The sequence below is a fragment of the Micromonospora sp. NPDC023869 genome, from assembly GCF_055559695.1.
The window spans coordinates 55,656-80,784 of sequence record NZ_JBVHKD010000020.1; the positions used below are offsets into that span (position 1 = coordinate 55,656).

Here is a 25,129-nt window from a genome sequence, read left to right on the forward strand (position 1 = left end):
TCCTTACCTCAGCTCAGCTTCGCCAGACGGCGCCGGATCGCGGCCTCCTGTTGCCGGTCCGAGTCGTTGGCCAGGCTCAGCGCCGCCAGCCATGCCACCCGGGCGGCGGGCCAGTCGTCCATCGCGTAGGCGGTGTCCCCCAGGCCCAGCTTCGCCTTGACCATGAGCACGCGGCCGCCGACGGTCGTGGCCAGTTCGTCGGCTGCGGTGAAGTCCGCCAGGGACTCGGCATACCGCCGCTCGCGCAGATACAGGTTCGCGCGCCGGAGGTGGCATTGGCTTCGGCGGACACCGTGGGAGAGTTGCTCGCTCATGGCCAGGGCCCGGCCGATGGTCTCGAAACTCTTCGCGCGTGCCCCGATTTCGTACTGCGTGTCGGCGAGACGGGACAGCACATCCACCTGGGCTACCTGCTCGCCGAGCGATTCGGCGATCCGTAGCGCCTGGTGGAGACAGGAGACCGACCGGTCGTGGTCACCGACCGCGAAGCTCACCTCGCCGAGGTTGCGCAGTGTCAACGATTCCCGGGACGCGTCACCCAGGTCGACGAAGATCACGAGAGCACGTTCGAGCAGGGTCAGGGCGGCGGCGCTGTCACCGAGGGAGAAGCGCGCGCCGGCCAGGCTGCGCAGCATGTTCGCCGTACCGGCCGAGTCACCGGCGGCTTCCGCCGCGTCCAGGCACTCGCGGACCACGGTCGCCCACTCCTGCCACCACCCGTCGCGCTGATAGAAGCCCTGCACCGTGAGCTCCAACTGCCAGGCGTCGTACACCCGGCCGGTCTGGTTGGCCTGCCGCATCACGGCTTTGAGTACCTCGCGTTCGGCGGCGAACCACTCGGAGGCCTCCCTGCCGTCGGTCGGGTTCTCGTCGACCACCCCGTCGTGCGCGGCGGGCAGATCCGCGTCGATCTCCCGATTGAGGTGGAGATTGGCCGCGTGGGCGGCACGTCGGTAGTAGCGGAGCAGCCGGTCCGTCGCCGCCTCGCGCTCCACGTCGGAGTCGGCCTCGGCCAGCAGCTCCCGCGCGTACGCGGCGATCAGGTCGTGGGCACCGTACCGGCCGGTCCGGCGTTCCGTGACGAGCCTGCTCCGCAGCAGTTCCTCGACCACGTCGCGGGCATCCGGCACGGCCAGGCCGGCGAGGCTCGCCGCGGCGGACAGTGTGATGTCCGGGCCGGGATGCAGGGCCAGCAGACGGAAGAGACGAGCCGCCGACGGAGTGAGGCCACGATAGGACCAGGAGAAGATGGCCCGCAGGTCGCTGTCGGGATCGTCGAGGCCGAACCCGTCGAGGCCACCCTGGGCGTCGCGCAGCTCACGCGCGACGGCCGACAACCGCTGTCCGGGGCGGGCCAGGGTCCGGGCGGCCACCACGGCCAGTGCCAGCGGAAGCCCCGCGCAGCGCTCGACGATCTCGTCCAGTGCCTGCCGGTCCGCCAGGGCACGCGCCGCCCCGACGCGCGAGACCACGAGCTCGCGCGCTTCGTCGTCCGGCAGGACGTCGAGCCCGAGCACGTGCGCCCCGTGTGTCGCGGCGAGACCGGACAGGCAGTACCGGCTGGTGACCAGGACGAGGCTTCCCGGAGCACCGGGCAGCAGGGGCCGGACCTGGTCGGCGTCGCGGACGTTGTCCAGGACGATCAGCACCCGGCGCTCCGCCAGGACGCTGCGGTAGAGCCCGGACCGGGCCAGGTCGCTGGACGGGATATCCGGGCCGCGGACGCCCAGCGCGTGCAGGAACGCCTGCAGCACCTCTCCCGGGGGCAACGCGGCGTCCCGGTCCAGGCCCCTGAGGTCGGCGTAGAGCTGGCCGTCCGGGAACTCGTCGGTCAACCGGTAGGCGAGGTGGGTCGCCAGGCTGGTCTTGCCGACGCCGGGGATGCCCTCGATGACCACGATGCGCAGGGCACCGGCGGCGGCCCGGCCGTGGATGAGCGCCAACGTCCGGCGCAGGCTCTCCCGGCGGCCCGTGAAGTGGGGCAGTTCCGGTGGCAGTTGGGCCGGGCTGACGAAGAAGCCGTCCGCCGACGGGCTCTCGTCGGACGGCGAATCCTGCGACAGGTCGGCGGCACCGTGCCGCAGGACCGTCCGGTACGCCTCCTGGAGCTCCCGACCCGGATCGATCCCGAGATCGTCGGAGAGCCGGTTGCGGAGTTCCTGGTAGACAGTGATTGCTTCGGCCTGCTGCCCGACCTCGGACAACGTGAGGAGCAACCGGGCCTGCACGGCTTCGTCCAGCGGGCGCTGCGCGGCGACGCGCCGCAGCATCGGCAACACCAGTCGGGCCGTGCCGGTACGCAGTGCCAGATCGGTGGCCTCGCCCACCACGTCCGCGTACTCGTTGTCCACCGCCTCGAAGTCGGCGACGGGACGGCTGAGCAGGTCCGGTGCGCCGCCGCACGGCCCGCGCGACAGGTGCAGTGCCGCCACGTAGGTCGTCACCGCCTGTGCGGGGTCGTCGGCCGCCCGTGCCAGTCGTACCAGGTCACGGAAGTGCAGCAGGTCCAGCCCGTCCGCGTCGACCGTCATCCGGTAGCCGGCCGCGTCACCGGCGATCCAGCGTCCGGGTGCGCGGGGACGCAGGCCGGGCTCGAACAGCCGCCGGAGGGTGCCCAGGTGCAGGTGCACGATGTTGACCGCGCTACGGGGTGGTCGCTGATCCCACAGCAGCGTGACGAAGTCCGTGATGCCGACCGGCCGTCCGGCCCGCGCCAGGAGCAGCGCCAGGATCAGCCGCTGCTGGCGTGAGCCCGGATCGACCTCGCGATCGCCGCGCCAGACCCGCACCGGCCCCAGCACGGCGAAGCGTACGAGCGGACCGTCGTTCGGAGTTCCGGAACCCATCAGCATCGCGAGCGGTCGATGATCACGACTCTCAGCTTAAGGGCCTCGTGACACCGGGTCTTCGTCTGTCGGCGACGCGACTGAACCCTGACCGCCCGCAGTCGTAGTGCCCGGTGTGACGTCATCGCATGAGCTGTTGTTTGGACGCGAGGTGGAGCTGGCGTGCATCGGCCGTTTCCTGCAATCGGTGCGACGCGACGGGGATGTCCGGTTGGTTCGCGGCGAGCCCGGTGTCGGCAAGTCGGCGTTGTTGGACGCGGCGGCGGACCTGGGCGAGGCGGCCGGCTTGCAGGTGTTGCGGGCGTCCGGCTCGGAGTTCGAGGCGGACGTCAGCTACTCCTCGCTCAACCAACTACTGCTGCCGCTGTACGCCGAGATTCGGCGACTGCCCCCGGCGCTGCGCGACGCGCTCACCGTCGCGCTCGGTTTCGGCTCCGGCCCGACGCCTGCGGCGCTACTGGTCTGCAATGCCGCCCGGTCCCTGCTCACCACCGTCGCCAAGAAGGCGCCCGTCCTGCTGATCGTGGACGACGTGCAGTGGGTCGACCGGTCCAGCGCCGTCGCGCTCGGCTTCATCGCCCGACGGGTGGCGAGGTCACCGGTCGGCGTGATCGCCGCCTTCCGGACCGGCACCGAGAGCTTCCTCGACCGCCGTGGCCTCACCGAGGTCACCGTCGAGCCGCTGAGCACCGAAGCCTCCACCCGGCTGGTGGACTCGCACTTCCCCACCATGACGCCGCGTTCCCGGCGACGCCTGCTCGACCTCGCCCGAGGCAACCCGCTGGCCCTGGTCGAACTGCCGGCGACCCTGGCCGGTCCGGCGCAGCCTTCGACGATCACGGACGTGGTGCCGCTCAGCGACCGGCTCCAGGCCGGCTTCGCCCACCGCATCGCCGGTCTGCCCGAGCCCAGCCGGTTGTTGCTGCTGCTCGCCACGTTCGAGGGCAGCGGTGACGTCCGCACCCTGCGGGGCATGACCGACCTGACCCATCTGGCACCGGCCGAGCGACACCAGTTGGTACGGGTCGACGACGCGACCGGGCGGATCACCTTCCGGCATCCCCTCATCCAGTCCGCGATCGTGGCGTCGTCCACGCACGAGGAGCGGCGCCGGGCTCATCTGGCCATCGCCGAGGCGTTGCCGGACGATCCGGAACGTCGGAGCTGGCATCTGGCCGCAGCCGCCGCCGGTCCGGACGAGGCAGTGGCGGCAGAACTGGAGCGGGCCTCCCATCGCGTCATGCAGCGGGGCGACTCGCTGGCCGCCATCGCCGCCCTGATGCGTGCGGCGGAGTTGAGCGCCACTCCGCAGAGCACCGCACGACGACTGGCGCAGGCGGCGTACATCGGCGCGGAGGCCGGCGGCTCGGGTGACGCGACCAGCCTGCTCGCCCGATCGCGGGAGATGAGCGGCGGCTCGGCCGGTGCGCTGCACGCCGCCGGCGCTGCGGCCCTGCTGATGATCAACGGTGACGGCGACGTGCACACCGCACACCGTCTGCTCGCCGGCGCGATCGAGACGGGCGAGCACGGCTGGCGGGCGGACGATGCGGCGCTCGACGAGGCGATGCACACGCTGCTGTTGCTGTCCTGGTACGCCGGCAGTCCCGACCACTGGGCCGTCTTCCATCGGCTGCTGGGGATGTTCAGGCCGGGTCCGTCCGACATCCTCTCGGTGCTGAGCAGGACCTTCCCCGATCCGGTACGCACCGGGGCCGCGGCGTTGCCGGACCTGGAAACGCTGATCGCGTCGTTGCCCGAGGAGGAGGATCTGACCCGGGCCATGCGGATCGGCACCGCCTCGGTCTATCTTGACCGGTTGGGCGAGAACCGCGAGTATTCGTGGCGGCTCGTGCGGCAGGGACGCGACGGCGGGGCGCCACGGCGGCAGTTGGCCGCCATGATGCATCTCTGCCTGGACGGCTTCCTCACCGGCCGGTGGGACGAGACGGAGGCGTTGGCCGTCGAGGCGCAGCAGGTCTGCGGCGACAGCGGTCTGGTGTTCCTGACGTGGTACTTCCTGTACAACCGGGCCATCGTCGCGGCCGGCCGGGGCCGGTCCGGCGAAGCCTTCGAGCTGGCCGACGAAATCACCCACTGGGCGCTGCCGCGCGGGGTCGCGGGAGCGGCGGCCATCGCCCATCACCCGCGTACGCTGGCCGCCGCCGCACAGGGCGACTTCGAGTCCGCGTACCGGCACGCCGCCGCCTCCAGTCCTCCCGGTGTCCTCGCCCGGTACGTGCCGAACTGCACCTATCTGATGTTCGACCTGGTGGAGGCCGCCGTCCGCACCGGGCGCATGACGGAGGCCCGGGCACACGCCGACGCCATGCGCGAGGCGGACGTGGCCGCCCTGTCGAGCCGCATGACGCTGTTGCAGCACGGCGTCGACGCGCTCGTGCTCGACAGCGACGACGCCGGTGCCCGGCTCGCGCAGACCCTTGACGACCCGGCCTCCGAGCGCTGGTTGTTCGAGGCGTCGCGGATCCGGCTCGCCTACGCCGAGAAGCTGCGCCGCCATCGGGATCCGTCGGCCGCCCGCACCCATCTCCTCGCCGCCCGCGACGGTTTCGCCGCCATGGGCGCCGAGCCGTGGCTCGCCCGCACCACGGCCGAGCTGCGCGCCACCGGCTACCGGCCGGTCGTCGCGGAGCAGTCGACAGTCGGTCTCGCCGGTCTCACCAGTCAGGAGCTGGAGATCGCCGGACTGGCTGCCGGCGGCCTGACCAACAAGCAGATCGCCGAGCGCCTCTATATCTCCCATCGCACGGTCGGCGCCCACCTCTATCGCATTTTCCCGAAGCTTGGCATAACGGCGCGAGCGGGACTGCGCGACGCCCTTTCCGCGCAATTACCCGAGCAGCAAAGAGGATGATCGAATGACAATACAGTAGAAATTAACAGGCCACTCGTAGGCTTCTCCGGACGCGCTGGGAACGGACGGGGAATTCGATGTCGACAGTCACCGCGACCGAGGATCTCATGCGGGAACTACACCGCGACAACGGTGGCGTGCTGCTGCACTACCTGCGGAGGCTGACACCACCGGGGTCCCCCTGCACCGCCGAGGACCTGCTACAGGAGACGATGCTGCGGGCTTGGCGCAGCCTCGACCAGATGCCCCCGGGTCCCGAGCCGCAACGGCGCTGGCTGTTCACCGTCGCCCGGCGTCTCGCGATCGACGCGTACCGCAGACGGCAGAGACGGCCCGTCGAGGTCGGCCTTGCCGAGGCGGACCTCGCGCACCCGGTCAACGCGGCGGCGGAGACGGCGATCGCGTCGCTCACGCTGCGGCGCGCCGTCGGTGAACTCGGCGCGACCCACCGGTCCGTCCTGTTGGAACTGTACGTGCATGGGCATTCCATCGACGAGGCCGCCGCCGCGCTCGGCATTCCGGCCGGGACCGTGAAGTCGCGCGCCCATTACGCCGTACGATATCTGCGCGATTCACTGATGAACGCCTGAACGCCCGCGGCCTCGGGAAGTGCCGGTGCAGGGTCGCCGAGCCCACACCGGCGGTTCGGGCGATCTCCTCCAAACGCGTACGCGCCGTCCCGGGCGACCGCCCCACTGGCCGCCGTGACGATCAGCGCGCGGTTGCGTTGTCCTCGGCCTGCCCACCACGGACTTCCGCACCTGGGCCCGCCGTGCCCTCGCCTGACCGCTCGGGTGCCGGGCCGGCTGCGGGACGGCCGGCCCGGCAAGCCCGACGAGGTCACCCACCCGGGTCGAGGTCAGGACGGTCGTCGGGCCACCGCCTGGATCTCGATGAGCAGGTGCGGGTGGGGCAACTGGTGCACGGCGACGGTGGTGCGGGTCGGGCCGGTCTCGTCGAAGTACTCGGCGTAGACCTCGTTGTAGCCGCCGAAGTCGTTCATGTTGACCAGGTAGGTGGTGATCTGGACGAGGTCGTCGAGGTCGGCGCCGACCGAGCGCAGGATGTCGCGGACGTTGTCGATGACCGCCCGGGTCTGCGCGCGGATGTCGAGGTCGGTGACGCCCATCGGGTCCGCTGCGGCGCCGACGATCGTGTTGTCCGGCCGGCGGCTGGACGTACCCGAGACGAAGATCAGGTCGCCGGCGACCTTGACGTGCGGGAACCGGCCGCGCGGCGTGGCCATGCCGGGCACCACACCGTCGGGCCGACTGTCGCGTCGGGCGCCGTTCTCGTTGTGTGGGGTCACGACGCGACCCGCAGGGACGCGGTGCCGAGCTTGTCGACGGTCACCCGGACGTGTGATCCGGCCCGCAGCGGTACGGCGGCGGTGGCCGCACCGGCGAGCAGGATCGCGCCGTCGGCCAGGTCCACACCGCTGGCGGCGGCGAGCCGGACCGCTTCGGCGATCGCCCGGCGGGGGTCGCCGAGGATCGCGGCCGTGGATCCGATCTGGACGGAGCGTCCGTCCACCTCCAGCAGTACGCCGAGGTTGTCGATCCCGTCCGGCAGCGGTTGCCAGGCGCCGAGGACGAAGCCGCTCGCGGAGGTGTTGTCGGCGATGACCTCGGGCAGGGTGAAGCGGAAGTCGACGTACCGGGAGTCGATCACCTCGAGGGCCGGCGCGACCGCCGTGATCGCACCGCCGTGGACCAGGAAGGCGACCTCCGGTTCGACCTTGGGGTGGATGTGGGCGGACAGTCGGAGCGTGCCGCCGTCGGGGATGTGCATGGCGTCGGTGAGCCGACCCCAGATGACCTCGTCGACGCCCATCTGTGCCATCTTGGCCCGGCTGGTCAGCCCGAGCTTCAGTCCCACGGGACGTTCGCCGCGCGAGAGCCGGTGGTCGACCACGGCCTGCTGCACCCGGTAGGCGGTGGGCACGTCCAGCGCGGTGTCGGTGCCGAGCTGCGGGATGGCGGTACGGCTGGTCGCCGCGGCGTCGAGGCGTCGGGCGAGGTGGTCGGTGGTGCTCATCGGTTTCCTCCGGTCGCGGTGGTCCGGTCGGTGGCGGCGACCAGGTCGAGGGCGACGTCGACGATCATGTCCTCCTGTCCGCCGACCATGCGGCGACGGCCCAGTTCGACGAGGATCGAGCGGACGTCGATCCCGTAGCGCTGCGAGGCCCGCTCGGCATGACGCAGGAAGCTGGAGTAGACCCCCGCGTAGCCCAGGCTCAGCGTTTCCCGGTCGACCCGGACCGGCCGGTCCTGCAACGGCCGGACCAGGTCGTCGGCGGCGTCCATCAGCGCGAACACGTCGCAGCCGTGGTCCCAGCCGTGGAGTTCGGCGACGGCCGCGAACACCTCCAGGGGTGCGTTGCCGGCGCCGGCGCCGTGCCCGGCCAGGGAGGCGTCGACCCGGGTGGTGCCGTGCTCCACGGCGGCGACGCTGTTGGCCACGCCGAGGGACAGGTTGTGGTGCGCGTGGATGCCGATCTGCGTGGCCGGATCGAGGACCTGGCGGTACGCGTCGACGCGCTCGGCGACGTCACGGGTCAGCAGCCGGCCGCCGGAGTCGGTGACGTAGACGCAGTGCGCGCCGTAGGACTCCATCAGCTTCGCCTGGGCCGCCAGCGCCACCGGGTCGTTCATGTGCGCCATCATCAGGAACCCGGACACGTCCATGCCGTTGTCGCGGGCCCATCCGATGTGTTGGGCGGAGATGTCCGCCTCAGTGCAGTGCGTGGCGATCCGCACGCTGGTCACGCCCAGGTCGCGGGCGGCCTTGAGGTCGGCGATGGTGCCGATGCCGGGCAGCAGGAGGGTGGTCAGTCTCGCGGTGGTGACCGCCTCGGCCGCCGCGGCGATCCAGTCCGCGTCGGATGCGGCGCCGTGCCCGTAGTTGACGCTCGAACCGGCCAGTCCGTCGCCGTGGGCGACCTCGATCGCCGCGACCCCGGCCGCGTCGAGGGCGGCGGCGATCGCGCGGACCTGGTCGACGGTGAACTGGTGCCGTACGGCGTGCATGCCGTCGCGCAGTGTCACGTCCTGGAGATAGAGCCTGGTCATGCCGGCACCTCCCGGTCGGCGCGGGGTGCGACCATTCGTTCCGCCGTGCGGAGTGCGGCGGAGGTCATGATGTCGAGGTTGCCGGCGTACGCGGGCAGGTAGTGCCCGGCGCCGGAGACCTCCAGGAACACCGACACCTGTACGCCGGTGAACCGGGTGCCCAGCGCGGGCACATACGTGTCGACGTGGTCGAACTGCACGCGTTGTTTCAGCCGGTAGCCGGGCACGTAACCGGCGACGGTGGCGACCATGGTCTCGATCGACGCCGCGACGGCGGCCCGGTCGACGTCCCGGTCGGGGCAGAGGCAGTAGACGGTGTCGCGCATCATCATCGGGGGTTCCGCCGGGTTCAGCACGATGATCGCCTTGCCGCGACGGGCACCGCCGACGACCTCGATCGCCCGTGCCGTGGTCTCGGTGAACTCGTCGATGTTGGCCCGGGTGCCGGGGCCCGCCGACCGGGAGGCGATCGACGCGACGATCTCCGCGTAGTGCACGGGCGTCACCTGGCCGACGGCGGCGACGATCGGGACGGTCGCCTGCCCGCCGCAGGTCACCATGTTCACGTTGGGCTCGTCGAGGTGCTCGTCGAGGTTGACCGGCGGCACCACGTACGGGCCGACGGCGGCCGGGGTCAGGTCCACCACCAGCCGGCCGTGCTCGCGCAGCAGCGCGGCGTGACGGCGGTGCGATCCGGCCGACGTGGCGTCGAACACGACCCCGACGTCGGCGAACTCCGGCATCGTCAGCAGCCCGTCGATCCCGTCGGCCGTGGTGGCCACGCCGAGCCGGCGGGCTCTGGCGAGGCCGTCGGAGGCCGGGTCGACGCCGACCATCGCCGTCATCCGCAGCGACTCCGACAGGCGGAGAACCTTGATCATCAGGTCGGTGCCGATGTTCCCCGGCCCGATCACGGCCACCCCGGTCATGCCGTCTCCGCCGGGCTGAAGCAGGCCCGGACCGAGCCCAGGCCGGAGATCCGCGCCTCGTACGTCGCGCCGACGGTGACCGGCACCATCGGTCCGAGTGCGCCGGACAGGACGATGTCCCCGGCGGCCAGCGGAGTACCCGCGCCGGCCAGGGTCTGCGCGAGCCAGGCCACCGCGTGGACGGGGTTGCCGAGGCAGGCGGCGCCCGCCCCGACCGAGACCGGTTCGCCGGCCTGTTCGAGCACCATCCCGGCCAGTCGGAGGTCGACGTCCGCCAGCGTGCGGGGCTGGTTGCCGAGCACGAAGAGTCCGGAGGAGGCGTTGTCGGCGACAGTGTCCACGATGGAGATGTCCCAACCGGTGATCCGGGAGTCGACGATCTCGATCGCGGGCAGGACATGGTCGGTGGCCCGGATGACGTCGGCGGGTGTCACCTGCGTGAACGGCAGGTCGGTGCCGAGCACGAAGGCGACCTCGGCCTCCACCCGGGGTTGCAGCAGCCGACCGACGTCGATCTCGGTGCTGTCCGGGACCGCCATGTCGGCGAAGAGCACCCCGAAGTCGGGCTGGTAGACGCCGAATGCCTGCTGGACGGCGGCCGACGTCAGGCCGATCTTCGCGCCGACCCGGCGGCGGCCCGCCGCCTCCCACTGCGCGACCTGTGCCTGCTGCACCTGGTACGCGGCGTCGACGTCGCCGACCGGGATCAGGTCGCCGCGCAGCGGCGCGACGGGGGTACGCGTCTCGTAGGCGGTCCGCAGCAGTCGGGCGGACCGGGCGACATCACTCATGACAGATCCACACAGACGTTTGTCAGTTCGGAGTAGAAGTTCAGGGAGTGGACGCCGCCCTCCCGGCCGACACCGGAGGCCTTGGCCCCACCGAACGGGGTGCGCAGGTCCCGCAGGAACCACGTGTTGACCCATACGATGCCGGTCTCCAGGCGTGTGCCGGACCGGTGGGCGCGGCCCACGTCCCGGGTCCAGACGGTGGCGGCCAGGCCGTAGTCGCTGTCGTTGGCCAGGTCGAACGCCTCGTCCTCGTCGTCGAACGGCGCCACGTGGCAGACCGGGCCGAAGACCTCCTCCCGGTTGACGCGGGCGTCGGGCCCCAGGCCGGTCAGGACGGTCGGCCGGACGTAGGCGCCGCCGTCGCGGGCGTCGGCGAAGGTCGGTATGTCGCCGCCGGCGAGCACGGTGGCGCCCTCGGTGCGGGCCAGGTCGTAGTAGCCCAGGACCTTGTCCTGGTGGGCGTGGGAGATCAACGGCATGTTCGCCGTCGCCTCGTCGGCGGGCCAGCCGAAGGTCAGCTCGTCGGCGCGTGCGGCCAGCCGGGTCACGAACTCGTCGAAGACCGGTCGCTGCACGAGCAGTCGTTCGGTGCAGAGACACACCTGACCGCCGTTGGTGAACGAGGAACGCACCGAGCCCTCGATCGCGGCGTCGAGGTCGGCGTCGGCGAAGACCAGGCCGGCGTTCTTGCCGCCCAGTTCGAACGAGACCGCCTTCACGCCGTCGGCCGCCGCCCGCATGATCGTCTGTCCGGTGGCCGACTCTCCGGTGAAGGTGATCGCGTCGACGTCCGGATGCTGGGTCAGGAACTCCCCCGCCGAGTCGGGTCCGAAGCCGTGCACCACGTTGAAGACGCCGTCGGGCACTCCGGCCGCCGCCATCACCTCGGCCAGCAGCGTCGCCGACGACGGTGTCTCCTCGGAGGGTTTGACCACCACCGTGTTGCCGCAGGCGAGGGCCGGTGCGACCTTCCAGGTCAGCAGCAGCAGGGGCAGGTTCCAGGGCACGATCACGGCGACCACGCCGACCGGTTTGCGCACGGCGTAGTTCAGGGCTCGACCGCCGGTGGGGGTCAGGGTCGTGAAGGACTCCGTCGGGGCGGTCGACACGATCTCGGCGAACGCGCGGAAGTTCGCCGCGCCACGAGGGATGTCCAGGGTGCGGGCCTGTGAGATGGACTTGCCGGTGTCGCCGACCTCCGCCGCCACCAGGTCGTCGAAGCGGCGTTCCAGTTCGTCGGCGACCCGGTAGAGCACCGCGGCCCGCTCCCGCTCCCCCATCCGTCCCCAGGGTCCGCGCAACGCCGAGCGTGCGGCGGCCACGGCGGCGTCCACCGTGGATCGGTCCGCCTCGGCGACGTGGCGGATGGTCTCACCGGTGACCGGGGAGACCTTGGCGAAGTGCCGGCCGGACGTGTCGAACACGCCGTCGACGAAGTTCGGCAGGACGGTCGGCTCGCCGGCCGGTCGGCCGGCGAGCAGACTCGGGGACCAGAGCCCGTCGGTCATCACAGGCGTGCCTTTCGGTCAGGACGTGGTGGGCGCGGGGTCGGGGGTTTCGGCGGTCCCGGACTCGGCGACCAGGGCGACCACGGCGGCGTCGACGGTGGACTCACCGGTGACCGAGGCGGCTGCCTCGTCGGTGACGACCAGCACGGTGGTGCCAACGCCGACGTTGAGCGGGTCGACGGCGACCAGCTCGGGGCCGTCGGGCCGGACCCGGACCCGGACGAGGCGTCGGCCCTGGAGTGAGGGCAGGATGCGGTCCGCCCACACCTTGCCGACGACCTCGCCGAGCACCATCAGGCTTCTCCGCGCAGGCCGGCCATGACCTCGCGGATCCGGGCGGTCTCCGGGTTGTCGAGCAGCGCCGCCGTGGTCGGGTGCGGTTTCGGGTAGACCTGCGAGCTGCGCAGGTCGCCGTGGGCGCGGATGGCGGCCTCGCCGGCGGCGACCGCCTGACGTACGGCGGCGAGGGTGCCGCGTACGGCGACGGCGAGGTAGCCGCTGGTGACCCGTTCGACGCCGACGCAGCGTACGTCGGCGGTCTTGATCATGGCTTCGATGCCCGCGGAGAGGGCGACGACGCCGCGGGTCTCGACGATGCCGATGGCGATGTCGGAGGACATGTCTGGATCTCCTTACCGGCTGTCAGTTGCCGACGAGTTGGGGGTCGGCCGCCAGCGCGCTGACGGCGTCGCAGGGGCTGGCGAAGACGATCGAGCGCACCGAACGGCTCTTGGCGCGGGCGGTCTCCTCACCGATGTCGACGGCCTCCTCGACGGTGGCGAGGTCACCGCGGACGGCGACGGCGATGATGCCGCCGCCGAGCCGGACGACCTTGGTCACCTCGACCTCGGTGGCCTTCACCATCGCGTCGACGGCGTCGAAGATGGGGGTGAAGCCTTCGGCTTCGACGAAGCCCACGGCTGTGTTCCGCATGCTGTCTCCTCTAGTGGTGGTCGGGCAGGTTCCAGGACAGGACGGCGCCGCCGGTGCCCCAGATGGGGCCGTAGGCGTGCAGGTGTGCCGGGCCGGTGCTCGCCCCGGTGCCCGCGGCGAAGGCCAGGGCCCGGAACTGGCTGTCGGCCTGGGCCTGTCGGGCGAACTCCTCGCGTACGGTGAGGGCTTCGTCGATCTTGCCGGCGGTGAGCAGGTCGAGGATCCGGGTGTTCCACTGCTCGTGGGCGGGTGCGCCGATGCGGTCCTGGTCGGGCTCGATCCACTGTTGGATGAGCCCGGAGGACATCCCGGTCACCACGACGACGGCGGCGCGCAGTCCGGCGTCGCGGGCGGCGGTGGCACCGGCGCGTCCCACGGTGGCGAGGGTGTCGGCGTCGGCGTAGAGGTTGCAGGAGACCTGTGCCCAGCGCAGTTTCCGCTCGGGGTCGAGCAGTGCGGAGGTGACGATGGTGCCGGTGTCGATCGGGAATCCGTCGTAGCGGGTCCGTCGGGCCTGGAGTCCGTCGGACTGGACCCGGCCGGCCCAGCGTTCGGTGAAGTCGACGTCGAAGCGGAGGTCGTAGTCGAGCAGGCCGTAGTCGTAGGCGTACCAGTTCTCGTCGACGTGCTGGCCGCGCGGGTTGGGGTCGCACTGGAACTGGTGGCCCAGGACGGTGAACCACTGGGTGGACAGCAGCAGCACCACGTCGGGTTCGAGTCGCCGCAGCCGGGCGCCCACGTCGCGGGCGGCGTCGGCCAGTGCCGACCAGCTCGGTGCGGCGTGTCCGGCGAGCAGGTGCGGCATGCCGGGCAGCAGCGCGCCGGCGACGACTCCGGTCCGGTCAGCCATGGTGACCCCCCTCGGGTACCCATTCGACGACCGCGTTGCCGGTGCCGATGATCGTGCCGTAGCCGAGGACGTCGCCCGCCACCTTGGGCCAGCCCATCGCGGCGAGCATCCAGGTGAGGCTGCCGGCCTTGGTCTCGCTGGCGGTGGCCTCGATGTGTTCGGGGATGAGTTCGCGCAGCGGTGCGGTCGGTCCGCGGCGGATCGCTTCGAGCAGCTTCATGTCCCAGCGGTACTGGTGGTTGTTGTAGGGGTGCTCCCGTTCCATGTCCTCGGGCAACTCCGGTTCCTCGTGCCAGTGCAGGTGCGACAGCGAGTTGGAGGCGAGCAGGACGGCGCGGCGGCCGGTGGCTTCGACGGCCCGTCGGGTGGCTTCGCCGAGGACCTCCATCTCCTCCAGAGAGGCGTCGGAGTAGAAGTACGGGTTGTTGTTGGCCGAGAGGGAGACCACGGGGATGTCCCAGGCCGGGTTCGCCAGGTGCAGGGCGCCGATGGTGGCGTAGTCCACGCGGACGCGCGGGTCGTGCAGGGTGCGGGTGACCAGGCCGAGTCCGCTGGCCTCGTCGGCGATGGCCTCGCCGAGTTCAACGTCGGTGCGGAAGTCGTAGTGGTAGCGGAACAGGTGCGGGAAGATCGGTTCGACGGAGGTGCCGCGCGGGTTCGGTACGCAGTTGACGTGGTGACCGACCATCGTGATCCAGTGCGGGGCGTGCACGATCAGCACGTCCGGCTTGTGGACCTCGCGGATGCGTGTGCGCAGGCGCTCGTACGCCCAGCGCAGCGTCTCCCAGCCACCGGTGGATCGTGGTTCGTTCTGTGGCGGGTTCTCGGCATAGATCAGGTGGGGTGGGTGCGGGCTGAGGCAGCCGGCGACGATGCCGCATCGCCGTGCCGTGGTGGTCGGTGGCGGGGTGCGTCCGGCGGTGGTGGCACCGCCCCGGGCCGGTGTTACCGGCACCCGGAAGACCTTGCTCATGAGCGTCCTTCCCCGCGTAGTACCCGCACGTGGGAGCGGTCGTGTGGGGCGGTGCCGAGGATCTGCAGCCCGTCGTCATCGAGGGCGAGTTCGTCGGCGGCCAGTGCGGTGTCGTGTCGGATCCAGGCCCGCAGCGGCGCGGGATGTCCGCCGTGGACCTCGACGAGGGTGTCCTCGGCCAGGCCGCTGTCGGGGGCGACGTAGGCCAGGCGTCGCCGGCCGCGCTGGCCGGTGTAGGCCGGCTGGGTGGTGACGGTGGTCCGCAGCCAGCGTCGCTGGTCGCGGAGCCGTTGCCGGGTGGCGGCGGTCGCGGTGGGGTCGACCCGGCCGTCGGCGTCGAGTTCGACGCCGTAACGCTGTCGCGCCTCGGCGGCGGTCAGGTACTCCTGGGTGACGTCGTCGGCGACGTGCTCGGGCAGCCGGTCCAGCGGGTCACCCCAGCCTCCGCCGCCGGCGGACTCCATCACCAGCAGGTCCCCGGTGCGCATCGGGAAGCCGGCGACCTTGCCGGGGGTGGCGAAGTCGACGCGTTCGCCGTCGGCCCGTCGGATGTGGGTCACGGTGGGCGCGCCGGGGCCGCCGTGCCGCAGGCCGTAGGGCGGGACGGTGGTGCGGTCGGTCTGCACCGAGTACGCGCCACCGCTGGCCAGCAGACGGGTCTCGCGGCGGCTGCCGAGTCCGCCTCGGCGTGCGCCGTCGCCGCTGGAGCCGGTGCGCAGCTCGCAGGCCTCGACGAGGATCGGGATCTCGGTCTCCAGTCGTTCGACGGACTGGATGGTGGAGATGTCGCCGAGGTCGACGGGGTTCATGGCGCTGGGGCCGTCGGATTCGAGGAATCCGCCGTTGCCGCCGGCCGGGTAGTCGTAGTAGAGGTATGGCCGGCCGGTGTGTTCGTCGACGCCACCGATGAGGTTCTGGAAGGTGGTGCCGAACTGGTCGGCGGCGATGAGGTCGGGTGCCACCTGGCTGAGTGCGGCCATCACGGCCGAGATGACGCGTTTGCGGACCTCGCTGTGGGCGTTGGCCGGGGCCGGGTAGCTGACGTGCACGACGGTGCCCGGCTCGGTGTGGACCCGCAGGGGTCGGAAGGCGCCGTGGTTGACCAGGCCACCGGGGTCGAGGGCGGACTTGACGGCGATGAAGACACCGGCGACGGTCATCGCCCGCGAGGAGTTGACCACGGCGGCGACCTGGGTCGACGAGCCACGGAAGTCGGCCTCGATCTCGTCGCCGTCGACGGTGAGCGCGCAGCGCACGATGGCGGCGTCGTAGTGTCCGTCGGTGTAGAGGTCGAGGTAGTCCTCGTAGCGGTAGGTGCCGTCGGGCAGCGCCTGGATCATGGTGCGCAGGCGGTGCTCGGTGCGGTCCATGTTGGCGGCGACCGACTCCAGGATCAGGTCGGTGCCGTGCCGGGCGACGAGTTCGCGCAGGCGGCGTTCGGCGGTGTGGCAGGCGGCGATGCTGGATTCGAGGTCGCCACGGCGCTCCTCGGCCATCCGGACGTTGGCGAAGACGATGTCGAACGCGGCCCGGTTGGGTCGTCCCTGCTCGATGAGCCTGATCGGGGGGATCCGCAGCCCTTCCTGGAGGATCTCGGTGGCCTGGCCGGAGACGCTGCCCGGGGTCATGCCGCCGATGTCGGCCCAGTGCATGCGGACGCAGGGGAAGAGGAAGAGTTCTCCGTCGACGAAGACCGGGCTGATCAGGGTGACGTCGTTGAGGTGGCTGCCGCCTCGGTAGGGGTCGTTGACGATGTACAGGTCACCGGGGCGCATCTGGTCGGCGAAGTCGGCGAAGATCTCGGCGACCGAGGCCGGCATGGCGATGACGTGGCCGGGCATGTCCCGGCCCTGGGCGACCATCTGTCCCTCGGGGTCGAACAGGGCGCAGGAGAAGTCCTGCGCGTCGGCGATCACCGGCGAGTGCGCGGTGCGGAAGATCGTTTGTCGCATCTCCCGGACGATCGAGATGAGACCTTCGGTGACGACTTCCAGGTCGATCGGGTTCACAGTCATGCGGATGCCTCACTGGTTCCGGCTCGATCCCGATGGTGGGAGAACGGACCATCTGGGGTGGGCCACCGTGGGTGGGCCATCTGGGGTGGACCATAACGCGCTGGACCATATTGTGGTCCTAGGGTTATATTATGAAACCTAGCAACCGAGAAGGTGGGAAGCAAGATGTCGTACGCCACTGAGACCAGCCCGGACGACGCGCCGACGCCCCGCGAGTCCGGCACACAGGCGCTCGACCGCGCCCTCAGCGTGCTGCTCGCCTTCCGTGGCAACGACGCCGAACGCAAGGTCAGCGACGTCAGCCGCGAGCTCGGCCTACACAAGTCGACCGCCAGCCGACTGTTCCGCGCGCTGGCCGACGCCGGCTTCCTGCACCGCAATGAGGACAACGGCAATTACCGGCTCGGAGTCACCGTCTTCGAACTCGGCGCGCGCTACCTCGCCGGCCTGGACCTGCACACCCTCGCCCGTCCCCTGGTGCACCGGCTGGCCGAGGAGGAGGGCGAGAGCGTCAACCTGTCGGTCCTGGAGGACCTCGACGCGATCTCCATCCACGTCGTGCAGGGCACCCGCAACCTGCAGCTCGTCTCCCGGCTGGGCCGACGCATCCCGCTGTGGTGCAGCGCCGCCGGTAAGGCGCTGCTCATCGACCAGGACGACGCCGCGCTGCGCGACACGCTGGCCGACGCACCCTTCACCGCGCTGACCGCGAACACGATCACCGACCTGGAGACGTTCGTGTCCCGGATGGCGACCGTCCGCGAGCAGGGCTGGGCGCTCAACGACCAGGAGAGCGAGGAGGGACTGCGGGTCGTGGCCGCGCCGGTGCGCGACCGCCACGGCCGGGTCACCGGCGCCATCAGCGTCTCCGGCCCGATCTTCCGCCTCGACGAGGCCCGGGTGACGCAGCTGGCCGAGGCGGCCCGCCGCACCGCCGACGAGCTGTCCCGGCAACTCGGGTACGGCTTCGGCGACGTCTGGGGCGACTGACCCGGTCAAAACTTCTCCTGCACGACGTCCGGGCGGACCCGTACGTGCAGCAGGGCCGGCCCGGCCAACGGCAGCACCTCGTCGAAGGCCGCCCGCGCACCCGCCTCGTCGGAGACCGTCCACGCCGGCACCCCGAGTGCACGGGCCACGGCCGCGAGGTCCCGCTCGGGGAAACGGGCCAGCGCGGGGTCGACCCCGCGCGGGGCGAGTTTGCGGACCTCCGCGCCGTACGCGGCGTCGTCGAGGAGCACCAGCAGCACCGGTGCACCGACCCGGGCCAGGGTATCCAGCTCCCCGAGGCCGGTGAGCAGGCTGCCGTCGCCCTCGAACGCGACCACCGGCCGGTCGGGGCGGCCCACGGCGGCGCCCACCGCGAACGGCAGTCCGACGCCGATGCTGCCGAACTCCCACGGGGCGAGGAAGGACCGGTCGGTGGCGGCCGAGTCCAGCAGCAGGTTGGGCCAGCCGCCGAAGTGACCGACGCCGACCACCGTGGTCCGCTCACGCGGCAGGCGTTCGGCGCAGATCCGGATGAACGCCCGGGGATCGATCCGGCCCGGCCGGGACTCGATGTCCAGGCCCGCGAACGGATCGGCGGCCGCCAGGTCGGCGGCCAGGTCCGTGCTGCGCCAGTGCGGTCGGCGTACCGGCGTCAGCACCGCCGACACCGCCTGCGCCGTCTCCCCCGCGTCGCCCAGCACCCCGGCCGTCACCGGCCAGCGGGCCCCGATCGCGGCCGGGTCGACGTCCACCGCGACCAGCACCGCGTCCGGGAAGAGCGCACCGTGGTCGGCGGTCCACCGGTTGAGCCCGGCCCCGAACGTGACCACCAGGTCCGCCTCGGCCAGGGTCCGCCGGGTCAGCGGCCGGGACAGCCCACCGGCCACCCCGAGGTCGTACGGGTGCCCCCGGAACAGACCGGCGGCCATCAGCGTGGTGGCGAGCAGGGCTCCGCTGCGGTCGGCGAGGTCCCGGATAGCGGCCGCCGCCGGTTCGGCGCCCCGGCCGGCGAGCAGCACCGGGCGGTGCGCCGTACGGATCCGGTGGGCGAGCGCGTCGACGTCGGCGGGGTCCGGTGCGAGTGGTCGTGGCGCGCGGGGCACCGTCGGCGCCGGGGCGGGCGGGTGCTGCGGGACCTGCTCGTCGGCCAGGTCGATCGGCACGTTCAGCACCACCGGGCCGGTCAGCTCGCGGGCGGCCCGGAACGCCAGCCCGACGTCGCGCATCGCGGTGCCGGCGGTGTGCACCGGGACGAACGTGCCCGCCGTGGCCAGCGCGTACGGCTGCTGGTCGAAGTGCTGCACGTGCAGCGGGTCGCCGGGCGGAGTGTCGCCGGCGATCAGGACCAGCGGGGTACGGGCCTGCCGCGCGATGGTCAGCGCCGCCCCGGCGACCGCCAGTCCCGGCCCCTGGGTGACGGTGGCGACGCCGCAGCGGCCGGTGGTGCGGGCGTACCCGTCGGCCATCATCACGGCGGCGTTCTCGTTGCGGGCCGCGACGAACCGGACGCCGTGTCGCTCGACCAGGTCGGCGACCAGGTACATGTTGGCGTCGCCGAGCAGACCGAAGACGGTGTCGACGCCGTGGGCCACGACGGCGTCGGCGATCGCCTCGAACACCCTCACCGCGCGTCCCCGTCGAGGTAGCCGCCGGGCGGGCGCAATGCCACGCTCAGCGCGCCGAGGAAGGAGTCGTTGGCCGCCGCGTCGAAGCGGGGACCGGCCAGCCGGGCGGCACGCTTGGTCATCGTGCGGCCGACCACCGAGGTGGCCAGCAGCCGGTCGGTGATCGCGTCCACGGCGGCGGGCAGGTCGTCGGCGGCGACCACCCGGGTGACCAGGCGCAGGTCGAGCAGTTCGGCGGGTTCGACCCGCTCGCCGAGCAGCAGCCAACGCTTGGCCAGGTCGGCGCCGACCAGGTCGGCGAGGATCGCCATGCCGCTCCAGGTCAGCGGGATGCCGTAGGTCACCTCGGGGAAGGTGAAGAACGTGCTGTCGGCGGCCACCCGCAGGTCGCTGGCGAGCCCGAGGACGGCGCCCGAGCCGATGGCCGGGCCGTTGAAGGCGGCGACCGTGGTCTGGTCCAGCCGGTACCAGCGTTCGACGAGGTCGGCGGTGCGCCGCTGGACGTGCATGGTGGTCTCGGGGTCGAGGTCGGCCAGCTCGCGCAGGTCGGTGCCGGCGCAGAACGCGGTGCCCTCGCCGGTGAGCACCACCACCTCCACCGTGCGGTCGCGTCCGAGGTCGTGCAGCACGTCCTCGAAGCGGGCGAGCATGTCGAGGTCGAAGCTGTTGCGCCGCAGCGGCCGGTGCAGGGTGACCCGGGCCAACCGGCCGGAGCGGTGCAGCAGGACGGACTGATCAGTGGTCATGGTGACTCCGAGGTCAGGAGGGCGCGGTCGACGAGCGCGGCGGCGTGGCCGACGTACGACAGCGGGTCGAGCAGCCCGGCCAGTTCCGGACCGGGCAGGGCGGCGGCCACCTGCGGGTCGGCGCGCAGCACGTCGACGAACGGCCGGTTCTGCTCCAGGCTGTCGCGGACGATCCGCATCACCAGGTGGTGGGCCTGCTCCCGGCCGAGCGGTTCGGCGAGGCGGAGCATGATCGCCTCGGAGAGCACCAGCCCACCGGTGAGGTCGAGGTTGGCGCGCATCCGGTCCGGATCGACGCCGAGGTCGCCGAAGACCTCGACCAGCCGTTCCAGGGCACCGCCGATGAGGATGAAGCACTCCGGCAGCAGTTTCCACAGCGTCATGCCGACGCCCATGTCGCGGTCGTCCTGCGCCACCATGGTCTGCATCGCCAGCGGCACCTGGGCCCGCAGCGTACCGGCGGCGGCGATCACCGCCTCGCAGCGGATCGGGTTGCGTTTGTGCGGCATGGTGCTGCTGCCGACCTGGGTGGCGCGCTGCGGTTCGTGGGCCTCGCCGACCTCGGTACGCCCGAGGAAGTAGACCTCGCGGGCCAGTTTCTCGGCGCTGGAGGCGACCAGCCCGAGGACCATCAGGCACTCGGCGAACCGGTCCGAGGTGGCGTGCCACGGGGTGTCGGCGACGCCGAGACCGAGTTCGTCGGCCACGGCCCGTTCCAGGGCGAACGCCTGTGGACCGTAGCCGGCCATCGTGCCGGCGGCGCCGCCCATGCTGGTCACCAGCAGGCGTTCGCGCATCTGGACCAGGCGGGTGCGGTGCCGTTGCAGTTCGCTCTGCCATACCGCGCAGCGCAGGCCGAACGTGGTCGGCAGCGCCTGCTGGCCGTGGGTCCGGGCGGCCATCGGGGTGGCCCGGTGTCGCAGGGCCAGCCGGCGCAGGATGCGGACCAGTTCGTCGACCTGGCGGGAGACGATGTCCAGGCCGGCCCGGGCGCGCAGCACGAACCCGGTGTCCATCACGTCCTGGGTGGTGGCGCCGAGGTGGACGTAGCGGCCGGCGTCGCCCTGGCAGGCGGCGGTCAGCGCCCGCACCAGCGGCACGAGCGGGTGCACGGTGTCGGCGGCGTCGGCGGCGAGCACCGCGGTGTCCAGCCGGTCGAGCCGGGCCGCGTCGGTGATCGCCTGGGCGGCGGCCGACGGGATGACGCCGAGGCCGGCCTGCGCACGGGCCAGGGCCGCTTCGACGTCGAGCCAGGACTGCATGAGTTGGCGGTCGTTGAAGACGCCACGCATCTCGGCGTTGCCGAAGAAGCTGGTGACGGTCAACGAGTCCAGGAAACACGAGCCGAGCTGCATCAGCGTTGCTCCTCACCGGTGAGCAGGCCGAGCGCGGCGCGCCGGTCGACCTTGCCGGACGGCAGTAACGGCAGGTCCGGCACCGTACGGATCAGCGTCGGCACCTTGTGTCGGGCCAGTCGGGCGGCGGCCGCCCCGGTGAGCCGATCGGGGTCGGGTGTGGTGCCCGGGGCGGCGACGACGAGGGCGGCGACCTCTTCGCCCCAGCGCGGTGACGGCAGGCCGAGTACGCACACCTGCGCCACGGCCGCGTCGTCGAGCAGGGCCGCCTCCACCTCGGCCGGGCTGATGTTCTCGCCGCCTCGGATGATCAGTTCCTTGACCCGGCCGGTGAGGGTGAGGATCCGGTCGGTGTCGAGCGCGCCCAGGTCGCCGGTACGCAGCCAGCCGTCGGAGGTGATCGCGGCCTGGGTGGCGGTCGGGTCGTCGACGTACCCGGCGGTCACCGACTCGCCACGGACCAGCAGCTCACCGGCGTGGCCGGGGGGTAGTTCGGTGCGGGTGCCGGGGGTGACGACGACGGCGTCCAGGTCCGCGACGATCCGTCCGACGGTGTCGCCGGGGCTGCCGCAACTCCCGTCGCCGGGGTCGACGCTGATCGTCGGGCCGGCCTCGGTCTGCCCGTAGATCACGGCGATGCGCTCCAGGCCGAGTACCCGCCGGGTGCGGGCGAGCAGCGCCGGGGCGCACGGCGCGCCACCGAGGAAGCCGACCCGCAGTGAGGAGAGGTCGAAGCGGTCCGGTACGGCCTCGACGGCGTCGGCGAGCATGGTGGCCATCGTCGGGACGGCCTGGAGCACGGTGCACCGGTGCCGGGCGATCTGGGTGAGCACCGGTTCGGTGCGGAAGCGGCTCACCGACACCCACAGTGCCCCGGTGACCAGGGCCAGCACGGCGCCGCTGCTGAGCCCGGCCGCGTGGGCCAGGGGCAGCGGTGAGGCGATCCGGTCGGTGGCGCCGAGTCCGGCGGCGTCGGCCGTCCACCGCGCGTTGGCGATCAGGTTGCGGGCGCTGAGCGCGACCATCTTCGGCGGGCCGGTCGAGCCGGAGGTGAACTGGATGTTCAGGGTGGCGTCCGGGTGGCCGGCGGGGACGGGCACGGTGCCGTCGCCGATCCCGGCCAGGTTGTGGCCGAGGACGTGCCAGCCGTACGGGCGGGCGGACGCCGGCAGCGCGGCGAGCGCCTGGGCGGCGGTGGCGGCGCCGTCGCGGTCGCGGATGTGGCGGGCGACGAAGAGTCGGCGGGGACGGCTGCGGGCCAGTGCCGTGGTCAACTCCGGGGTGCTCAGCCCGGGATGCAGGGTCACCAGGGCGGCGCCCCGCCATGCCGCGGCGGCCAGCAGGACCAGCCAGTCGAGGCTGTTCTCGGCCCACACGGCGATCCGGTCGCCCCGGCCGACGTCGAGCGCGGCCAGGGTGGCCGCCCGTCGGCCGGCGAGGTCGGCGAACTCCCCCGCCGACACCGGCCGGTCCAGGTCGAAGGCGTACAGGGGGCGGTCCGGGTGCTGGGCGGCGTGCTCCAGGACGGTGGCGTCGAGGGCGTGGATCACCGGATCACTCCTTGACGAGCAGCAGGTTTCCGTGGTCGTCGACGGTCGCGGTCCACCCGGCGCCGACCACGGTCGTGCTGCCGCTCTCCCGGATGACGGCCGGACCGGACACCGTGCGGCCGGGAGCCAGGTCGGTGCGGCGGTGGACGGTGGCGTCGACCCAGCCCTGCGCGCCGTAGACGCGGGTCGGCTCGGGCTGCGGGGTGGTGCCGGCCGGAGGTGCGAACCGGACGGCGGGTCGGGGACCGTAGGCGGTCAGCCGGCAGTTGACGATCTCGGCCGGGTGGCCGGAGCGGGCATAGGCGTACCGGTCGGCGTAGGCGGCGTGGAAGGCCGCAACCAGGTCCTCGACGGTGGCCGGAACGTCCTCGACGGGGACGGCGAGGTCGAACGACTGGCCCCGGAACCGCATGCCCACCGACAGACCGAAGGTGACCTGGTCGGGCTCGACGCCGTCCTCGGCCTTGAGCTGGGCCCGTGCGGTGTCGCGCAGGTCGGCCACCACGGCGCGGACGGCGTGCAGTCCGCTCTCGTCGGCCGGCACCAGCACGGTGCGGACGTAGTCGTGCCGGGCCTGGGCGGTGACGAAGCCGAGGGCAGAGAAATTGCCCGGTACCGGTGGCACGAGGACCCGGCGGATGCCCAGGTCGTCGGCGAGCACGGTGGCGTGCATGGGGCCGGCGCCGCCGAAGGGCATCAGCACGAAGTCCCGGGGATCGTGGCCGCAGGCGACCGAGATCTCCTTGATCGCGCTGGTCATCTTGGCGGTGGCGATGGTGAGGATGCCGTGTGCCAGTTCCAGGTCGTCGAGGCCGAACTCGGTGGCCAGGCGGTGCATGGCCGTGCGGGCGGCGGCGACGTCGAGGCGTACCTCGCCACCGAGGCTCTCCTCGGCGTCGAGGTGGCCGACGAGCAGGTGGGCGTCGGTGGTCGTCGGCTCGGTGCCGCCCCGGCCGTAGGCGGCCGGGCCGGGGGTGGAACCGGCGCTGCGGGGGCCGATGCGCAGTTCGCCGCCGAGGTCGCGCCAGGCGATCGAGCCGCCGCCGGCACCGATCGTGTTGATCTCGACCTGAAAGGTGCGGTTCGGGTAGCCGGCGATCGTCCCGTCGTTGGTCATCAACGGGGTGCCGTTCTTGATCAGGCAGACATCGGTGCTGGTGCCGCCGATGTCGCAGGTGATCACGTTCGGGTAGCCGGCCAGGCCGGCGACGTGGACGCTGGCGGCGACGCCGCCGGCCGGGCCGGAGAGGGCCAGGTTGATCGGCAGCCGGCCGGCCTCCTCGGTGGACACCACGCCGCCGCTGCTGGTCATGATCGACAGCGGGTGGGCGTAACCGCCGGTGGCGAGGGTGTCGCCGAGCCCGCGCAGGTAGTCGGAGACGGTGGAGCGGACGCTGGCGTTGAGCACGGTGGTGGCGAAGCGCTCGTACTCGCCCTGTTCCGGCACCACGTCCGAGGAGATGGTGCAGACCAGGTCGGGATAGCGTTCGGCGAGGCGGGCGGCGGCGGCCCGCTCGTGGGCCGGGTTGCGGTAGGAGTGCAGCAGGCAGACGGCCACGGCCTTCGGTCCGGCGGCGGCCACCCGGTCCAGCACGCTGTCGAGGGCGGCGGTGTCCAGTGGCCGCACGACGCTGCCGTCGGCGCCGATGCGCTCGGGCAGGACGTGCCGCAGGCGACGGGGGGTCAGCGGGGGACGTCCCGCCTCCTTGACGCTGTAGAGCTGCGGCCGGTGCCCGAGTCCCATCTCCAGGACGTCGCGGAAGCCCTCGGTGGCGACCACGCTGACCGGCTCGCCGGAGCCTTCCAGCAGCGCGTTGGTGACCCGGGTGGTGCCGTGGACGAAGCGGTCGACCTCGTCGAGGCGTACGCCGAGCTTGGCCAGTCCCTCGAAGATGGCCGCGGCCGGGTCGTCGGGCGTGGACAGGGTCTTGGCCTCGGCGAGCCGGGCGGTGGCCGGCTCGTACACGATGACGTCGGTGAAGGTGCCACCGATGTCGACGCCGATGCACAGCATGGCGAGCCTTTCGATAGTGGTGGGCGCGCGGGCTCCGGCGGCCGGCAGCGGCGCGCCG

General features: G+C 72.1%; 21 protein-coding genes and 1 pseudogene. 3 read left to right on the top strand and 19 right to left on the bottom strand.

What is annotated here, in order from left to right; all coding sequences use genetic code 11:
* Positions 1–8: 8 nt before the first annotated feature.
* Positions 9–2,846: an AfsR/SARP family transcriptional regulator gene (locus ACZ31C_RS31725; RefSeq protein ID WP_465798421.1), complete on the bottom strand. Its 2,838-nt coding sequence runs from the start codon at positions 2,844–2,846 to the stop codon at positions 9–11.
* A gap of 115 nt (positions 2,847–2,961) precedes the next feature.
* On the opposite strand from ACZ31C_RS31725, the gene ACZ31C_RS31730 reads away from it, so the two are divergent.
* Both ACZ31C_RS31730 and ACZ31C_RS31735 read left to right on the top strand, forming a co-directional pair.
* A complete protein-coding gene (locus tag ACZ31C_RS31730) occupies positions 2,962–5,721 on the top strand; it encodes a helix-turn-helix transcriptional regulator (RefSeq protein WP_465798422.1) in 2,760 nt (919 codons plus the stop codon).
* A 107-nt stretch (positions 5,722–5,828) separates the two neighbouring features.
* Positions 5,829–6,311, top strand: a complete 483-nt coding sequence (locus tag ACZ31C_RS31735) for a sigma-70 family RNA polymerase sigma factor (RefSeq protein WP_465798448.1) — start codon at positions 5,829–5,831, stop codon at positions 6,309–6,311.
* 25 nt (positions 6,312–6,336) lie between these two features.
* Here ACZ31C_RS31735 and ACZ31C_RS31740 read toward each other — a convergent pair.
* The 13 genes and pseudogenes from ACZ31C_RS31740 to ACZ31C_RS31800 form a co-directional block, all read right to left on the bottom strand.
* Positions 6,337–6,417, bottom strand: a pseudogene (locus ACZ31C_RS31740) (hypothetical protein); the annotation flags it as partial.
* Between the two features lie 163 nt (positions 6,418–6,580).
* Positions 6,581–6,967, bottom strand: a complete 387-nt coding sequence (locus ACZ31C_RS31745) for a RidA family protein (RefSeq protein ID WP_449946251.1) — start codon at positions 6,965–6,967, stop codon at positions 6,581–6,583.
* Positions 6,968–7,026: 59 nt separating this feature from the next.
* The gene (locus tag ACZ31C_RS31750) at positions 7,027–7,758 is read right to left on the bottom strand and encodes a 2-keto-4-pentenoate hydratase (protein WP_465798423.1); all 732 of its coding nucleotides are present in this window, start codon (positions 7,756–7,758) and stop codon (positions 7,027–7,029) included.
* Positions 7,755–8,792, bottom strand: a complete 1,038-nt coding sequence (gene dmpG / locus ACZ31C_RS31755) for a 4-hydroxy-2-oxovalerate aldolase (protein WP_465798424.1) — start codon at positions 8,790–8,792, stop codon at positions 7,755–7,757. The genes ACZ31C_RS31750 and dmpG overlap by 4 nt, the downstream gene beginning before the upstream one ends.
* Entirely contained in the window at positions 8,789–9,721 is a 933-nt protein-coding gene (locus tag ACZ31C_RS31760; RefSeq protein ID WP_465798425.1) for an acetaldehyde dehydrogenase (acetylating), read from the bottom strand. Before ACZ31C_RS31760 ends, dmpG begins: the two co-directional genes overlap by 4 nt.
* The gene (locus tag ACZ31C_RS31765) at positions 9,718–10,512 is read right to left on the bottom strand and encodes a 2-keto-4-pentenoate hydratase (protein ID WP_465798426.1); all 795 of its coding nucleotides are present in this window, start codon (positions 10,510–10,512) and stop codon (positions 9,718–9,720) included. Before ACZ31C_RS31765 ends, ACZ31C_RS31760 begins: the two co-directional genes overlap by 4 nt.
* A complete protein-coding gene (locus ACZ31C_RS31770) occupies positions 10,509–12,020 on the bottom strand; it encodes a 2-hydroxymuconic semialdehyde dehydrogenase (RefSeq protein WP_465798427.1) in 1,512 nt (503 codons plus the stop codon). Before ACZ31C_RS31770 ends, ACZ31C_RS31765 begins: the two co-directional genes overlap by 4 nt.
* An 18-nt stretch (positions 12,021–12,038) precedes the next feature.
* On the bottom strand, positions 12,039–12,314 hold the full coding sequence (locus ACZ31C_RS31775; RefSeq protein WP_465798428.1) for a EutN/CcmL family microcompartment protein: 276 nt from the start codon (positions 12,312–12,314) through the stop codon (positions 12,039–12,041).
* Positions 12,314–12,640, bottom strand: a complete 327-nt coding sequence (locus ACZ31C_RS31780; RefSeq protein WP_396694474.1) for a BMC domain-containing protein — start codon at positions 12,638–12,640, stop codon at positions 12,314–12,316. Before ACZ31C_RS31780 ends, ACZ31C_RS31775 begins: the two co-directional genes overlap by 1 nt.
* 22 nt (positions 12,641–12,662) lie before the next feature.
* Positions 12,663–12,953 (bottom strand): BMC domain-containing protein, encoded by a 291-nt coding sequence (locus ACZ31C_RS31785; RefSeq protein ID WP_117230022.1) that lies wholly within the window; start codon positions 12,951–12,953, stop codon positions 12,663–12,665.
* A 10-nt stretch (positions 12,954–12,963) separates the two neighbouring features.
* Positions 12,964–13,803, bottom strand: coding sequence for a DODA-type extradiol aromatic ring-opening family dioxygenase (locus ACZ31C_RS31790; RefSeq protein WP_465798429.1), 840 nt, complete (start codon positions 13,801–13,803; stop codon positions 12,964–12,966).
* Positions 13,796–14,776, bottom strand: a complete 981-nt coding sequence (locus ACZ31C_RS31795; protein ID WP_465798430.1) for a DODA-type extradiol aromatic ring-opening family dioxygenase — start codon at positions 14,774–14,776, stop codon at positions 13,796–13,798. The genes ACZ31C_RS31790 and ACZ31C_RS31795 overlap by 8 nt, the downstream gene beginning before the upstream one ends.
* Positions 14,773–16,791, bottom strand: a complete 2,019-nt coding sequence (locus ACZ31C_RS31800) for a hydantoinase B/oxoprolinase family protein (RefSeq protein WP_465798431.1) — start codon at positions 16,789–16,791, stop codon at positions 14,773–14,775. The genes ACZ31C_RS31795 and ACZ31C_RS31800 overlap by 4 nt, the downstream gene beginning before the upstream one ends.
* Positions 16,792–16,956: 165 nt before the next feature.
* Between ACZ31C_RS31800 and ACZ31C_RS31805 the strand changes: the two genes are divergently transcribed.
* A complete protein-coding gene (locus tag ACZ31C_RS31805) occupies positions 16,957–17,781 on the top strand; it encodes an IclR family transcriptional regulator (protein WP_465798432.1) in 825 nt (274 codons plus the stop codon).
* A gap of 5 nt (positions 17,782–17,786) precedes the next feature.
* Here ACZ31C_RS31805 and ACZ31C_RS31810 read toward each other — a convergent pair whose 3' ends face one another.
* From ACZ31C_RS31810 to ACZ31C_RS31830, 5 genes are read right to left on the bottom strand one after another with little or no spacing between them, the layout of a single operon-like run.
* On the bottom strand, positions 17,787–19,406 hold the full coding sequence (locus tag ACZ31C_RS31810) for a thiamine pyrophosphate-binding protein (protein ID WP_465798433.1): 1,620 nt from the start codon (positions 19,404–19,406) through the stop codon (positions 17,787–17,789).
* Positions 19,403–20,152, bottom strand: coding sequence for an enoyl-CoA hydratase/isomerase family protein (locus tag ACZ31C_RS31815; RefSeq protein ID WP_465798434.1), 750 nt, complete (start codon positions 20,150–20,152; stop codon positions 19,403–19,405). Before ACZ31C_RS31815 ends, ACZ31C_RS31810 begins: the two co-directional genes overlap by 4 nt.
* On the bottom strand, positions 20,149–21,507 hold the full coding sequence (gene purB / locus ACZ31C_RS31820) for an adenylosuccinate lyase (protein WP_465798435.1): 1,359 nt from the start codon (positions 21,505–21,507) through the stop codon (positions 20,149–20,151). Before purB ends, ACZ31C_RS31815 begins: the two co-directional genes overlap by 4 nt.
* A complete protein-coding gene (locus tag ACZ31C_RS31825; RefSeq protein WP_465798436.1) occupies positions 21,507–23,057 on the bottom strand; it encodes a class I adenylate-forming enzyme family protein in 1,551 nt (516 codons plus the stop codon). Before ACZ31C_RS31825 ends, purB begins: the two co-directional genes overlap by 1 nt.
* A 4-nt stretch (positions 23,058–23,061) precedes the next feature.
* Complete coding sequence (locus ACZ31C_RS31830) at positions 23,062–25,071, bottom strand: hydantoinase/oxoprolinase family protein (protein ID WP_465798437.1); 2,010 nt, start codon at positions 25,069–25,071, stop codon at positions 23,062–23,064.
* Between the last annotated feature and the right edge of the window lie 58 nt (positions 25,072–25,129).